The 14732-nt window shown below is 59.3% G+C and carries 12 protein-coding genes; 6 read left to right on the top strand and 6 right to left on the bottom strand.

The window, feature by feature from the left end; translation table 11 throughout:
- The 4 genes from LG31_RS20165 to guaB all read right to left on the bottom strand — a co-directional run.
- Positions 1–303: hypothetical protein (locus LG31_RS20165; RefSeq protein WP_050513470.1), on the bottom strand; the 303-nt coding region annotated here is incomplete at its 3' end.
- A gap of 307 nt (positions 304–610) precedes the next feature.
- A complete protein-coding gene (locus LG31_RS0114750) occupies positions 611–883 on the bottom strand; it encodes a hypothetical protein (protein ID WP_033115211.1) in 273 nt (90 codons plus the stop codon).
- Positions 884–1263: 380 nt separating this feature from the next.
- Positions 1264–2853, bottom strand: a complete 1590-nt coding sequence (gene guaA, locus LG31_RS0114745) for a glutamine-hydrolyzing GMP synthase (protein WP_033115210.1) — start codon at positions 2851–2853, stop codon at positions 1264–1266.
- 84 nt (positions 2854–2937) lie between these two features.
- Positions 2938–4401, bottom strand: a complete 1464-nt coding sequence (gene guaB, locus LG31_RS0114740) for an IMP dehydrogenase (RefSeq protein ID WP_033115209.1) — start codon at positions 4399–4401, stop codon at positions 2938–2940.
- Between the two features lie 558 nt (positions 4402–4959).
- Here guaB and LG31_RS0114735 point away from each other — a divergent pair.
- The 4 genes from LG31_RS0114735 (at position 4960) to LG31_RS0114720 (ending at position 9057) form a co-directional block, all read left to right on the top strand.
- On the top strand, positions 4960–6846 hold the full coding sequence (locus LG31_RS0114735; protein ID WP_084059640.1) for a potassium transporter Kup: 1887 nt from the start codon (positions 4960–4962) through the stop codon (positions 6844–6846).
- Between the two features lie 269 nt (positions 6847–7115).
- Positions 7116–7880 carry an energy transducer TonB gene (locus tag LG31_RS0114730; protein ID WP_033115207.1) on the top strand — a complete coding sequence of 255 codons (765 nt, stop codon included), beginning with the start codon at positions 7116–7118 and terminating at the stop codon, positions 7878–7880.
- A 2-nt stretch (positions 7881–7882) separates the two neighbouring features.
- Complete coding sequence (locus LG31_RS0114725) at positions 7883–8635, top strand: MotA/TolQ/ExbB proton channel family protein (RefSeq protein WP_033115206.1); 753 nt, start codon at positions 7883–7885, stop codon at positions 8633–8635.
- Positions 8635–9057, top strand: a complete 423-nt coding sequence (locus LG31_RS0114720; RefSeq protein ID WP_033115205.1) for an ExbD/TolR family protein — start codon at positions 8635–8637, stop codon at positions 9055–9057. The genes LG31_RS0114725 and LG31_RS0114720 overlap by 1 nt, the downstream gene beginning before the upstream one ends.
- Before the next feature lie 288 nt (positions 9058–9345).
- Here the strand turns inward: LG31_RS0114720 and LG31_RS0114715 are convergent, their stop codons facing one another.
- Positions 9346–9897: a cytochrome b gene (locus tag LG31_RS0114715; RefSeq protein WP_033115204.1), complete on the bottom strand. Its 552-nt coding sequence runs from the start codon at positions 9895–9897 to the stop codon at positions 9346–9348.
- A 338-nt stretch (positions 9898–10235) separates the two neighbouring features.
- On the opposite strand from LG31_RS0114715, the gene xseA reads away from it, so the two are divergent.
- The gene (gene xseA, locus LG31_RS0114710; RefSeq protein WP_033115203.1) at positions 10236–11615 is read left to right on the top strand and encodes an exodeoxyribonuclease VII large subunit; all 1380 of its coding nucleotides are present in this window, start codon (positions 10236–10238) and stop codon (positions 11613–11615) included.
- A gap of 128 nt (positions 11616–11743) precedes the next feature.
- Here xseA and LG31_RS0114705 read toward each other — a convergent pair whose 3' ends face one another.
- Positions 11744–12463: a GntR family transcriptional regulator gene (locus LG31_RS0114705; RefSeq protein ID WP_005337027.1), complete on the bottom strand. Its 720-nt coding sequence runs from the start codon at positions 12461–12463 to the stop codon at positions 11744–11746.
- Positions 12464–12710: 247 nt separating this feature from the next.
- On the opposite strand from LG31_RS0114705, the gene mngA reads away from it, so the two are divergent.
- Positions 12711–14657 carry a PTS 2-O-a-mannosyl-D-glycerate transporter subunit IIABC gene (gene mngA, locus LG31_RS0114700; protein ID WP_033115202.1) on the top strand — a complete coding sequence of 649 codons (1947 nt, stop codon included), beginning with the start codon at positions 12711–12713 and terminating at the stop codon, positions 14655–14657.
- Positions 14658–14732: the final 75 nt, after the last annotated feature.

Below are 14732 nucleotides of genomic sequence, written 5' to 3'. Positions count from 1 at the left end.
GGCGATATGAGCCCAATTAATTTTAGCTCCATCGATATAGCTTTTCAGAAAGCGTCTACGATCATCACGACCAATTTGCGCCATACACTTTCCGTATTTTTCTCGTTCCTCACCAACTAACAACTTCAGCTCTGGCTTAAATCGTTCATGCATTTCTTCTATTAGCTTTTTGGCCAGAGGGATCCCTGCAGTAAAAGAACATCCCGCACCAGTAAAGAATACGAATGGCTTGTCATTTTTTTTGGCATTACGCATAAACTCAGCCAAATCAGAAATATCATACTGTTGCGCGATTTTTTCCATTATCTTCAAACCTTAATTGAATCCAACACCATCATATAACAAACCACTAGGAAAATGGCATGATTATCTACTGATATTTCCTAAGTTCCAATGTAACTCAAGGTTAAACCTTCTCTTGTTTCAGCTACTCATTAGCTACGCGCGAAGAAGCGGATATAACTTGCACTTAAAAAATATATCCGCGGCAAACTTTTCCAAGCGAGAGAACTGGATAAAAGAAAGACGCCATCAGGCGTCTTTCGTATCACTGAGATGTGGGCCAAACCGGTTAGGAGATCTCCCCCTCCCCGCCTTGCCCGCAACCCGATCAGATCGGGGTGATGGAGGTGATATGGGCCGAGCCATCCAGAGACTGGAAGATCTGCACCACGGCTTCGCCATGGATCGGCTGGGCGAGCGGCACAGTGCTCTTGCACTTGAAGCGGTAGTTGGTGCCAGCCACCACCTGGGTGGAGACTTCAAAGGGGGTGTACTGTACCCCGACAAATCCTTTCATCGCCTGGTTGAATACTGCCTGATCTTCGGCGGTCAGCTTGTGATATGCGGTCCATCCACCTACCAACACTGCTTGTTCTGACATATCAAACTCTCCGTGCTCTATGATCCCGACTCGTTTGGCCGATCGGGCTGCGCCCCGTTGATTCAAGTGGTTTCCGGTCTCCACCGGGAGCCGCTGCCGGTTGGCACGCTGACTCCCCTTTGCCGCATCGCGCCCCTGTTGCCGCCCGCCTTGTCTGATAAGGCTTGCTGGCGCTGTATCATCAGGGCCGGTCGCGATGGGCATGAAAGAGCCTAGTGCCGATGCCAAAAATCACCTCCTGTTAGATGTGACAGGGGCGCGCCCGGGCAAAGCTGCTAGCGGGCAGAAAATTGCGGCGCAAACGATTGGAAAAAGAAAAGACGCCGCAAGGGCGTCTTTTTTGCATTTTTATGCTCGAAGGGTAGAAGGGCGTGTGCCGCTTATTCCCATTCGATGGTTGCGGGCGGCTTGCCGGAGACGTCGTACACCACGCGGGAGATACCGTTGATCTCGTTGATGATGCGGTTCGATACGTGACCGAGGAAGTCGTACGGCAGGTGAGCCCAGTGGGCAGTCATAAAGTCGATGGTTTCGACGGCGCGCAGGGCAATAACCCAGTCATATTTGCGGCCATCGCCCATGACGCCAACGGAGCGCACCGGCAGGAAGACGGCGAACGCCTGGCTGACCTGGTTGTAGAGGTCGGCTTTGCGCAGCTCTTCGATAAAGACCGCATCGGCGCGGCGCAAAATATCGCAGTACTCTTTCTTCACTTCGCCAAGGACGCGCACACCCAGACCCGGGCCCGGGAACGGGTGACGGTAGAGCATGTCGTAAGGCAGACCCAGCTCGAGGCCGACGCGGCGCACTTCGTCTTTGAACAGCTCGCGCAGCGGCTCGACCAGACCCATCTTCATCTCTTCCGGCAGACCGCCGACGTTGTGGTGAGACTTGATGACGTGGGCTTTACCGGTCTTGCTGGCAGCAGATTCGATAACGTCCGGATAGATGGTGCCTTGCGCCAGCCACTTGGCGTTTTTCAGCTTTTTCGCTTCATCATCAAACACTTCGACGAAGACGCGGCCGATGATCTTGCGCTTGGCTTCCGGCTCGTCAACACCGGCCAGGGCGGAGAGGAAACGATCTTCAGCTTCAACCTTGATGATGTTGAGACCAAAGTGATCGCCAAACATCTCCATCACCTGCTCGCCTTCGTTCAGACGCAGCAGACCGTTGTCAACGAAGACGCAGGTCAGGCGATCGCCGATGGCGCGGTGCACCAGCATGGCAACCACGGAGGAGTCGACACCGCCGGAGAGGCCGAGGATCACTTCATCGTCACCCACCTGCTCGCGGATGCGGGCAACGGCGTCGTCGATGATGGTGGCCGGCGTCCAGAGGCACTCGCAGCCACAGATGTCTTTGACGAAGTGCTCCAGCATGCGGGCACCCTGACGGGTATGGGTCACTTCCGGGTGGAACTGCACGCCGTAGAAACGCTTGGCTTCGTTGGCCATGGCTGCGTGCGGGCAGGTCGGGGTCTGGGCGATAGTGGTGAAGTCGGCCGGAATGGTGGTGACTTTGTCACCGTGGCTCATCCAGACATCCAGCAGGGCATTGCCGTTGTCGGCGATGGCATCTTCGATGTTGCGCAGCAGAGCGCTGCTCTTGCCAGCTTCACCCAGCACTTCCACCTTGGCGTAACCGAATTCACGCTCGGTGGAGGATTGCACCTTGCCACCCAGTTGCTCGGCCATGGTCTGCATGCCGTAGCAGATACCGAACACAGGGACACCGGCGTTGAACACATACTCGGGGGCGCGCGGGCTGCCCGCTTCGGTGACGGACTCGGGGCCGCCGGAGAGGATGATGCCGCTCGGATTGAATTCGCGGATCTGCTCTTCGGTTACGTCCCAGGCCCACAGTTCGCAGTAAACGCCGATTTCGCGCACGCGGCGGGCGATCAGCTGGGTGTACTGGGAACCGAAGTCGAGGATAAGGATACGGTGCTGGTGAATGTCTTTAGTCATTTTATTCCTGCATCAGGCTGATGTTGTCACAAAGGGCACGGGATAAAAAAAGGGTGGAAAAACGGGGCGCAGGGCCCCGTTTTATCAGCCCATCCGATAGTTGGGGGCTTCTTTGGTAATGGTCACATCGTGGACGTGGGACTCTTTCATCCCGGCGCCGGAGATGCGCACGAATTCAGCCTTGGTGCGCATGTCGTCGATGGTGGCGCTGCCGGTCAGGCCCATGGAGGAGCGCAGGCCGCCCATCTGCTGGTGGATGATCTCTTTGAGGCGGCCCTTGTACGGCACGCGACCTTCGATGCCTTCCGGCACCAGCTTGTCAGCGGCGTTGTCGGTCTGGAAGTAGCGGTCGCTGGAGCCTTTGGACATGGCGCCCAGAGAGCCCATGCCACGGTAGGACTTGAAGGAACGACCCTGATAGAGCTCGATCTCGCCCGGTGCTTCTTCAGTACCGGCGAACATGGAGCCGACCATGACGCAGCTGGCGCCCGCGGCGATGGCCTTGGCGATGTCGCCGGAGAAGCGGATGCCGCCGTCGGCGATAACCGGTACGCCGGTACCTTCCAGCGCGTCAACGGCGTCGGAGATGGCGGTGATCTGGGGCACGCCCACGCCGGTTACGATACGGGTAGTACAGATGGAGCCCGGGCCGATACCGACCTTGACGGCGTTGACGCCGGCAGCAACCAGCGCCTTGGCGCCAGCGGCAGTCGCGACGTTGCCACCGATGATCTGCAGATCCGGATAGGCGTCGCGAGTGGCTTTGATGCGATCCAGCACGCCCTGGGAGTGGCCGTGGGAGGAGTCGATCAGCAGCACGTCAACGCCGGCTTCCACCAGCGCAGCGACGCGCTCTTCGTTACCGGCACCGGCACCGACCGCAGCACCGACCCGCAGACGACCTTTGTCATCTTTACAGGCGTGGGGCTTGCGCTCGGCTTTCTGGAAATCTTTAACGGTGATCATGCCCTTGAGTTTGAAGTCGGCGTTCACCACCAGCACTTTTTCGATACGGTGCTTTTGCATCAGGGCTACCACCTCTTCACGAGGGGCCCCTTCACGCACGGTGACCAGACGATCTTTCTGGGTCATGATCTGTTCAACGGTCTGGGAGAGGTCAATCACGAAGCGCACGTCACGGCCGGTGATGATACCGACCAGCTGATTGCCGTCAGTCACCACAGGGTAACCGGCGAAGCCGTTCTTGTGGCTCAACTCCTTGATTTGGGCGATGGTCATGTCAGGGCGCACGGTGACGGGGTCAGTGACCACGCCGCTTTCGTACTTCTTGACCTTGCGCACTTCGGCAGCCTGCTGCTCGATGGACATGTTCTTGTGGATAAAGCCGATACCGCCTTCCTGGGCCAGTGCGATAGCCAGACGGGCTTCGGTCACTGTGTCCATGGCAGCGGAGATCATCGGGATGTTCAAGCTGATGGCGGAGGTCAGCTTGGTACGCAGATCGGCAGTATTGGGAAGAACTTCGGAGTGGGCGGGAACCAACAGTACATCGTCGAAGGTTAACGCTTCTTTGGCAATCCTGAGCATGGCAATATCTCACCGTTGAGGAAGTGGGGGTGTAAAATATTGCCGACGAAGTTTACTCACGGATTGGTCACTGGTAAAGAAGTTTTTTGAATTTTTTATGGCGTAGCCCTCATTTAGGAGGCCAAAACGCCAAAAAACCAAGATTATCAGTACGAAAACCGCCATTTCGGGGCAAAAGAGTTGGCCAGGTGATGTTTTATGCAACTAGCCTGTTTGCCAAACGCTCCTCCCCAAGCGGTCAGAATGGAGCCCCTTCCCCCTATCAAAACCTCCCGAACAGCGCAGCCAACCTGCTTATTTTTACACCACTTTTTCCGATAAAAGCAGCCGCAATCCAGAGCAAAAATCACCGATTCGGAGAGGCAGTCACGTCCCCGTTACTGCCACACTATTGCCACACTTCGGAGGCATAAAACGGCACTGTTGCACCAACGAAACACAGTTCGTCTTGATGGTTTCACTGGTGCAAAAATTGCCCGTTCTCGTGCCGGCAAGTGCTTTCCCGATAATCCTGTTCCTTTGCATCCGACTCTTGCGTATCATGACTAACACGCTGAATTGAAATGGAATTTCATAATGAGTCGACAGCTTCACCAAGGGCGGGCGGCGATCACGCTGGCGGCGCTCGGGGTCGTCTACGGCGATCTGGGCACCAGCCCGCTCTATGCCCTCAAGGAGTGCTTTGCCGGTCACATCGGCTTGCAGCCGGGCCCGCAGGAGGTTCTCTCCCTCATCTCCCTCTTTTTCTGGACCATCATGGTGGTGGTCTCGTTCAAATATGTGCTGCTGGTGCTGAGTGCCGACGACAAGGGCGAAGGGGGCGTGCTGACGCTCGCCTCGTTGGCATCGCGCCGCCTCTCACCCCGCGCCCGAGCCATCGCCATGCGGCTTGGCCTTGTCGGGGTGGGCCTCTTTGCCGGGGATGCAGTGATCACTCCCGCCATTTCGGTGCTCTCTGCCGTGGAGGGGCTTGGGGTGATCGCCCCGGATCTCGCCCCCTTCGTGCTCCCCGTGACGCTGATCGTGCTGGTGATCCTCTTTGGTGCCCAGCATTACGGCACAGCGGGGATAGGTAAGCTGTTCGGCCCCATCATGCTGCTCTGGTTTGGCGTGCTGGCCCTGCTGGGGGCGCTCGAAATTATCCAGAACCCGGTCATTCTGCAGGCCATCAATCCGCTCTACGCCTTTGATTTTATTGTCGAGCGACCCGGTGTTGCCTTCATTACCCTGGGCGCTGTGGTGCTCTGCGTGACGGGCACGGAAGCGCTCTATGCCGACATGGGCCACTTTGGCCGCGGTGCCATCCGGCTGGCGTGGGGCTCGCTGGTGATGCCGGCCCTGCTGCTCAACTACTTCGGTCAGGGCGCGCTGCTGCTGCGCAATCCCGCCGCCGTCGAGAACCCATTCTACCTGCTCGCTCCCTCCTGGCTCACCCTGCCACTGCTGGTGCTGGCCACCATGGCGACCGTGATCGCCTCGCAAGCGGTTATCTCCGGCACCTACTCGGTAGTGCGTCAGGCGATCCTGCTTGGCTATCTGCCCCGTCAGGAGATCCGCCATACCTCCGAACGGGAGATTGGCCAGATCTACCTGCCGCTGGTGAACTGGTTGCTGCTGGCGGGGATTGTCATCGTGATCCTCTGGTTCCAGACCTCCAGCAATCTGGCCGCCGCCTACGGTATCGCCGTCACCGGTACCATGGTGCTCACCACCCTGCTGCTGATGGTGGTGGCCGCCACGCGCTGGAAGTGGCCACGCTGGCTGATTGCACTGGTGTGCGCCCCGCTGCTGCTGGTAGACGCCACCTTCTTTGCCGCCAACAGCACCAAGTTGCTGGCGGGCGGCTGGCTCCCCATTCTGTTTGCCCTGCTCGCCATTCTGGTGATGACCACCTGGAAGCGGGGACGCGAGCTGGTGCTCGACAAGCTGGAGAACAAGTCGTTTGCCCTGACCCGCTTTGTCGACAACATGCTTGAGCACCCGCCGCTGCGGGTGCCGGGCACAGCCGTGTTCTTGTCACGCTCCGAGCAGGTGGTGCCCCACGCCATGCTGCATAACCTCAAACACAACAAGATCCTGCATGAACGGATCATTTTCCTCACCGTTCGCATCAAGGATGAACCCTGGCTCGCCTTTAGCGAACGGGTTCAACTCAAGCAACTCGGAGATGGTTTCTGGCAAGTGGTCGCCCATTTTGGCTACAAAGAGACCCCCGACATGGAGGAGATCTTTCAAGCCTGTGCCCAGCACGATCTCAAAGTCGCCATGAACCAGACCTCCTTCTTCCTTTCGCACGAGAATCTGGTCAGCACCGATATTCCGGGTATGGCCCGCTGGCGCGAGGGACTGTTTGTATGGATGAATCGCAACTCCCTCAAGGCGACCGATTTCTTCCATATTCCGGCCAACCGGGTGGTGGAGCTGGGGGTATTGCTGGAGCTTTGACCCGCCCCACCGGCATTGTCAGGAACAGAATCAAAAGCCCTCTTGTAACAGGCATCAGGCTGACAAGAGGGCTTTTAACACCGACGAAGCGCCGTATTGAGCCTCAATCGGTCTGCCTCTCACCAAGCCAAACCGATTAAAACGCGATTGATAATAATTATTGTTTGATAGCTATCGAGTGAGGCAAGCTAGCGGCCTTTACGCCGGGTCAGGCGTCTCATAACTTGCCATTTGAGTATCAATATGACGTTCAGGAAGGGAATCAGGTCATGGCGTCCAGCTATCTAGGATCGGAGCAAATATCGCTGCCAACGGATAGTGCTATAGGGCCTGCCAAGCTTATCTGCCTGGCCATGGCCATCGTGCTGCACTCTGCCATCTTCTGGTTTGCCTATGATCGCGCTCCCGCACCTGTTGCCCAGCCCCTGCCAATCACCCTCTCCGCTCGCTGGGCAGGTGAAAGTACGACGGCCAAACAACCGGCCAGAAAGGCAGCGCCAACCGTGAAGCCGGCTGTAAAGCAGGTTCGGCCAGCGTCCCCCAAAAAGGTGGTCAAAAAGAGAGTCAGCAAACCCATCGTCAAACCGGTTGCCCATGCAGCCGCCAAACCGGCCGGATCAGCGGTCAGCCATCAATCGCAAACGCCTTCCGCGATGCCTGTGAGCCCGGTCACCGACAACAGTTCGAATACAGGCAGCAGCCACTCCACAGCTCCGACAGGCGGCAGCAGCCAACGTGCCGCCACGGGTAGCAGCGCCCCCATTGCGCGAGATCCCTCCCTGCACAATCCCGAGCCCCCCTACCCCTACGAGTCGCGCAGTCGGGGGGAAGAGGGTCGGGTCATCCTCAAGGTACGGGTCAACGCCGATGGCACGGCAAGCTCGGTGGAGGTTGACCAGAGCAGCGGGTATTACCGGCTCGACAGGGAGGCGCGCCGCACCGTCAGCCGCTGGCGCTTTATTCCCGGCAAACAGAACAACGTGGCCGTCGCGGCCTGGGCAAGAGTCACCATCATTTTTCAGATAAGGGGTTAACCATGGATCCGGAGATTGCCAACAACGGGATGGGGCTTGCCCATCTGCTCACGCAAAACAGCGGAGTTGGCCTGTTGCCATTTGTGCTGCTGGTACTGATGTCGCTCGGCACCTGTTACTTTGCTCTGCTCAAGCTCTGGTTTGCCTGGCGCGAGCGACGCCTTGGCAAGCAGTTTGTCGAGCAGTTCTGGCAGCACGAGAACGTGCAACAGATGGAGCAGCGACTGGCCAAAGAGATCCCGCAAGACGCCTATAGCCGCTTGACCAATGTGGCGCTGATAGCCATCGGCCAACTGGAACGAGCCGGTGCCCGTCCCCGCTCACTGGGTCTGGGATCCCCTGACGAGTATCTGCTGCGCGCCCTGCGTCAGGGGCTCGCTCAGGAGAAGATACGGCTGGAGCAGGGGCTCGCCTTTCTCGCCTCGGTGGGATCAGCCGCCCCCTTTATCGGGCTGTTTGGCACCGTCTGGGGCATCTATCACGCCCTGCTTGCCATCGGTGCTGCCGGTCAAAGCAGCCTCGACAAGGTAGCCGGCCCGGTTGGCGAGGCGCTGATCATGACCGGTTTTGGTCTGGCCGTCGCCCTGCCCGCCGTACTGATCTACAACTTCTTCGTGCGACGCAACCGCCTGAAAATGGCTGAGCTGGATGCCTTTGCCCACGACCTGTTTGCTCTGCTGCTGACCGGTTTTGAACCCGCAGCCAGCAATGTCACCCGCCTTGCCCAGCGCTCAGCCAAAACGGGAGGCCAATAATGGCATTCGGCTCCCTGCCCGGGGATGAGGATGAGCAGCCTCTCAGCGAAATCAACATGATCCCGATGATCGACGTGATGCTGGTGCTACTTATCGTCTTTATGATCACCGCGCCCCTGCTCACCAATGCGGTCAAGCTCGAGTTGCCGGAGGCCAGCAGCCAGCTCAATCAACCGGAGAAGAAGGACATCACCCTCGCCATCGATGGCACCGGCAAGATCTACTGGAACGACAAGGAGGTCGATGAGGCCGCCCTGCTTGCCCAGATGGAGAGCGCCAGTAAAGCCTCGGGCGAGTTGCCCGAGCTCCAGCTGCGCATCGACAAGCGGGTCGAGTACGGCATCATAGCCAGGGTGATGGCGCAAGCGTCCCAGCATGGATTGCACAAGATTGCCTTTGTCAGTCAGCCTGACGGCAAGTAAGGGGACAGAGGAGGGTCATCAGAAGCAGGGGCCAGATAGCGGCTCCTGCCGCGCTCCGGAGGTTAAGACAGCAGCCATCGCCTTATCCCGGCGCAGCCAGAACAGACAACAGATATGCCATTGAACCTATATACCCCATCCAGTACGGCGACGGGCTGTGAGTCGCGGGTCTTTACCATCCCCCCATCTCAACAATACCAAGCCAGTAACAACAACCCTTGCCCTCCTCTTTGCTGCTGCACACCCGACCACCTGATATTTTCCGCGACCCAACCCCCATCGAACCGGCTATTTCCGGCCAAGCATTCGCAGCAAGGTAAGATCTTTATCCAGCAGGTGATGTTTTAACGCCCCGACAATATGCACCAGCAACAGGGCCAGCATGATATAGGGCAAGTAAACATGGACGGCATGGGCAATATCCCGAATGGATTCACTGTATGGAATAACATTGGCAGGATCATTGATATCTGGATTCATCGGGATAATAAACCAGCCAAACAGGGCAACGCCACGCCCGGCTGCGCCGGAATAGCAGAGACCTGAAACCGGAATAAGCAGGGTTGAAACAAGCAATCCCCAATGGATCGCCTTGGCAGCCAATGCCTCGTAAGCGGGATATTGGCGAACTGGCGTCGGCCACCCTTTGCCAAGGCGGATAATGGCCCGTGGCAGGATCAAGACCAGTGCAATGACTCCCAGGGATTTATGCAGGGCGTAGAGATCCCATATTTCAAATTTCACCATCAGATAACCCAGCAGGGTCAAGCCAATCATCAGCAAGGCGACCGACCAGTGCAGCAAGCGGGTCGTCAAACTTAACGGGATCGAGGAATTCATGAGCTACTCCAAACAGGGGGTGGGTAAAAGGTGGTCAAGGTCGTGGAACCCTGAATATAAACGGCACGAGAGATATCAACGGCAACGAGGCAAGCCGCAAAATGGCCCGATGCGGGCAATAGCGAGGGCTTTTGTCGGGAGACATACTGCCTGTCCGGATAAATGGCTGCGTTTCCAATCTTGCTTTTCTGCTGCTGGCCCTGACCGGCCACTCATTCCTTTGTGCGAGCGTGCCGGGATCTGCAGGCACCTCCTGTTTAGCGCCCTCCCCAGTTTCGGGTTAAGATAGCGGCCATCGTTTTATCCCGGCGCTGCCGGAGCAGACCACAGGTACGCCATTGAACCGATTTACCCCACCCAGTGCGGCGAACGGCCGCGAGCAGCAGGTCTTTACCGTCACCCGCCTCAACAGCGCCGTGCGCATGATCCTGGAGCAGGATCTGGGGCTAGTGTGGCTGACCGGCGAGCTCTCCAATCTGGCGATGCCAAGCTCCGGCCACTGGTACTTCTCGCTTAAGGACATGTCGGCTCAAGTGCGCTGCGCCATGTTCAAGGGCAACAACCGGCGGGTGGCCTTCCGCCCGCAGGATGGCATGCAGGTACTGGTGCAGGCGCGGGTCTCCCTCTATGAGCCGCGCGGCGACTACCAGCTGATCATCGAATCGATGCAGCCCGCTGGTGACGGCGTGTTGGCGCTGCGTTTTGAAGAGCTCAAACGCCGCCTCGGCGCCGAGGGGCTGTTTGACGAGAGCCGCAAGCGGCCGCTGCCCCGCGAACCGCGCGCGGTGGGCCTCATCACCTCCGCCACCGGCGCGGCTTTGCACGATATGCTGACCGTGCTTAAACGGCGAGCACCGGATCTGCCGGTCTTTATCTACCCGACTCAGGTACAAGGGAGCGCCGCCATCAGCCAGATCGTCGCGGCGATCGCCAAAGCGAACCAGCGCGCCGAGGTGGATGTGCTGATCGTCGGCCGTGGCGGCGGATCCCTCGAAGATCTCTGGTGCTTTAACGAAGAGGTGGTGGCGCGCGCCATTGCCCACTCCGCCATCCCCGTTATCAGCGCGGTGGGCCACGAGGTGGATGTCACCATCAGCGACTTTGCCGCCGACTTGCGCGCACCTACCCCGTCGGCCGCCGCAGAACTGGTGGCGCCAGACAATCAGGCCCGCATCCAACGCCTCGCCCACCTCAAGCAGCGGCTGCTGCAGGCGATGAGCCGCCAGCAGACCGCCGCCCGCCACGATTTCATCCTGCTGCAAAAGCGGCTCGACCATCAGGATCCGAAGCGGCGGCTGGAACAGCAGTCTCAGCGTCTTGATGAGCTCTCCACCCGTTTACAGCAACTGCTGCGCCAGCGGCTGCATCAGGGAGAGCGGCGGCTCACCAACCTTGAGCTGCGCCTGCAGAGCAAGAGCCCGGAGCGCTTGCTGGCCGCCGGCAAGCGCCGCCATCAGCTGGCCGAGGAGCGGCTTCATGCCCTGATTGCCAAACGCCAGGATCTGGCCAGCCACCGCCTCGCCATGCTCACTGCCCGCCTCGACGGGGTAAGCCCGCTCGCTACTCTGGGGCGCGGCTACTCCATCACCCGCACTGCGCGTGGCGAAGTCATCAACCGCGCCGATCAGGTCAACAACGGCGATCAGCTCATCACCACCCTGGCACAAGGGAGCCTGCAGGTACGGGTCGAGGGGATCGTCAAGGACTCTGCGCAGTAGATCGGCTGACTCAAACAACCAGCCAACGGGCTATCCAGCCCGGCTGTTGGCCCGTTAATCAACCAAACAAAAAGGCCACCACCGCAAACACGGTGGTGGCCTTTTTCATCTCGGGTGCTTGCGACCGCTCACCCCTTGGCGCGGCGCGCGACCAGAGTGAACTTGTAGTCATCGCTCTTGAAGAAGTTGCGACTGAACTCGAACACAGTGCCATCTTGCAGGAAGCCACGGGAGACCTTCTCGATAATGGGCTTGGCAGGGTCGATACCGAGCGCCTCCACCACCTGCGCCGAGGGGAGCACCGGAATGATCTCCTGCTCGCTGCGGTCGATCACCAGCTGCTTCACCTCCTCGATGTAGTGGTACTTGGAGCCCTGCATCACCGCATAGCTGAGATCGGGGAAGAGAGCGAGCGGCATCCAGGTCTCCTCCAGCGTCACTGCGATCTGGCGAATAAAGCGCACCCGCTTGACGTAATAGACCAACGCCCCTTCCAGCAGATTGAGCCGCTCGGCAAGCTCGCTACTCGCCTTGATCACCTCGAAAGCGAGAATGTCGCTGTGGGTCTCGGCCGCCGGATCGGTCACCTTCTCATAGAGGCTGGTGAGCTGATAGATGTCGTAGTTCACCTTCTCCTGCCGCACGTAGCTGCCGCTGCCCTGAATGCTCTCGATGACGTTGAGTTCGGTCAGCTGCTTGAGGGCCTGACGCACCGTCACCCGGCTCACCCCGAACTGCTCGCGCAGCTCGGCTTCGGTGGGCAGAGCATCGCCGGGGGCCAGCTCCCCTTGCGCAATCCACTGCTGGATGGTGTCAGCTATCTGGCGATACATGGGTTTTTTCGACACGAAAGGCCACCTTGTCGGCTCTGCGCCATGATAAATGGAAGAGGCGCCATTCTACCCCAGTTGCCCGGCAGACAAAACGGCTCAGCCTCATTTGACCTAACAAATCACCTTGACAAAACAATACAAAAACAATACAAATAACGAATTGTATGATACCACTCACAAAAATCAGTCGGCCGGTTTGTTAGCATCGCTGTCACTTTCACCATGACGGCTTGCTGGCAAGCCAACCTGACAGAGGATCATCATGAATCTGACCAGTCTTACCGGCCCCCATCTCATCACGTTGCAAACCCGGTTTGCCGATCGGGATGCGGCCATTCATGCCCTGGCTGATCGGCTCGATCAGGCCGGCAAGCTGCACGACAAGGCGGCCTTTCTGGCCGCGGTCATGGCCCGCGAGGCGCAGGGCCCCACCGCTCTTGGCGAAGGGCTGGCAGTGCCCCACGGCAAGTGCGATGCGGTGCGTGAAGCGGCCTTTGCCGTCGCGACCTTAAGCGAGGAGCTGGGCTGGGAGGGGATTGACGGCCCCGAGCCGGTCAACCTGATCTTCATGCTGGCGATCCCGACCGATCAGGCGGGCTCCACCCATATGCAGTTGCTCACCACCCTCACCACCGCCCTGGTGGATGACGATACCCGCGAGGCGGTGCTGGCGGCCCAAAGTGCCGAGCAGCTGATGGCGCTGCTCGATGGTGAAGGGGAAAGTGGCAAGCAACCAGCAAAAGAAGACAACTTAGATACAAATCAACCCACTGTGGTCTGTGTCACCGCCTGTCCGGCGGGGATAGCCCACACCTATATGGCCGCCGAGTATCTGGAAAAGGCTGGGCGCAAGCTGGGCATTCGGGTACTGGTCGAGAAACAGGGCGCCAACGGCATCGAGGATCGCCTGCCGCAAGCGGCGCTCGATGCCGCCGTGGCCTGTATTTTCGCCGCCGAGGTGGCCATCAAGGAGCAGGAGCGTTTCGCCGGGATCCCCCGTATCGAGACGCCGGTGGCCGAGCCCATCCGCCATGCCGAGCGGATCCTGAATGACGCGCTGGAAGCGGCCAAGGGTGGGCGCACCGCCCCGACGCCCAGCACCAACCAGAGCGATGCCCCAAGCGGCAAGAAGGTGAGCCTCAAGACCGAGCTCAAGCAGGCGCTGCTGAGCGGTATCTCCTTTGCCGTGCCGCTGATCGTGGCGGGCGGTACCGTGCTCGCCGTTTCTGTACTGCTGGCGCAGATCTTCGGCCTGCAGCATCTTTTTGATACCGAGAACTCCTGGCTCTGGATGTACCGCAAGCTGGGCGGCGGCATGCTGGGCACCCTGATGGTGCCGGTGCTGGCGGCCTATACCGCCTACTCGCTGGCAGACAAACCGGCGCTGGGCCCGGGCTTTGCGGCAGGGCTTGCTGCCAACATGATTGGCTCCGGTTTTCTCGGCGGCGTGGTCGGCGGTCTGATCGCCGGTTACCTGATGCGCTGGGTCAAGCAGCATGTGCGCCTCGGCCCCAACTTCAACGGCTTTCTCACCTTTTACCTCTATCCGGTGATCGGCACCCTGGTGGCGGGCAGCCTGATGCTGTTTGTCATCGGCCAACCGGTAGCCTGGCTCAACAACAGCCTCACCGAATGGCTCAACGGCCTCTCCGGCACCAATGCGCTGGTACTGGGCGCCCTGCTCGGCTTTATGTGCTCGTTTGACTTGGGTGGCCCGGTCAACAAAGCGGCATACGCCTTCTGCCTCGGCGCCATGGCCAACGGCGTCTACGGCCCTTACGCCATCTTCGGCGCGGTCAAGATGGTTTCGGCCTTTACCGTCACTGCCTCCACCCTGCTGGCGCCGCGCCTGTTCCAGACCTTCGAGATTGAGACCGGCAAATCGACCTGGCTGCTGGGGCTGGCGGGGATCACCGAGGGCGCCATTCCGATGGCCATCGAAGATCCGATCCCGGTGATCGGCTCCTTCCTCACAGGCTCGGTCGTTACCGGCGCCATGGTGGGCGCTATGGGGATTGGCCTCTCCACCCCGGGAGCTGGCATCTTCTCCCTCTTCCTGCTCCACGATGGCGGCCACGGCGCCCTGATGGCAGCCGCCGTCTGGCTCGGTGCGGCACTGGTGGGCACCCTCATCTCCACTGTGGTGCTGATCGGCTGGCGCCGTCACGCCATGCAGCGCGGCACCTATCAGGTGGTCGCCGCAGAGTAAGGCTCATCTTCACTACCGCTTTTTCAACAGACTATTTTTTCCGCACGGCAGGCAAGGGCCGCCGTGCGTCAGCAA

Origin of the sequence: Aeromonas lacus (assembly GCF_000764665.1) — a bacterium.
Taxonomy (GTDB): domain Bacteria; phylum Pseudomonadota; class Gammaproteobacteria; order Enterobacterales; family Aeromonadaceae; genus Aeromonas; species Aeromonas lacus.
This window is presented reverse-complemented; position numbering and strand designations above follow the sequence as displayed.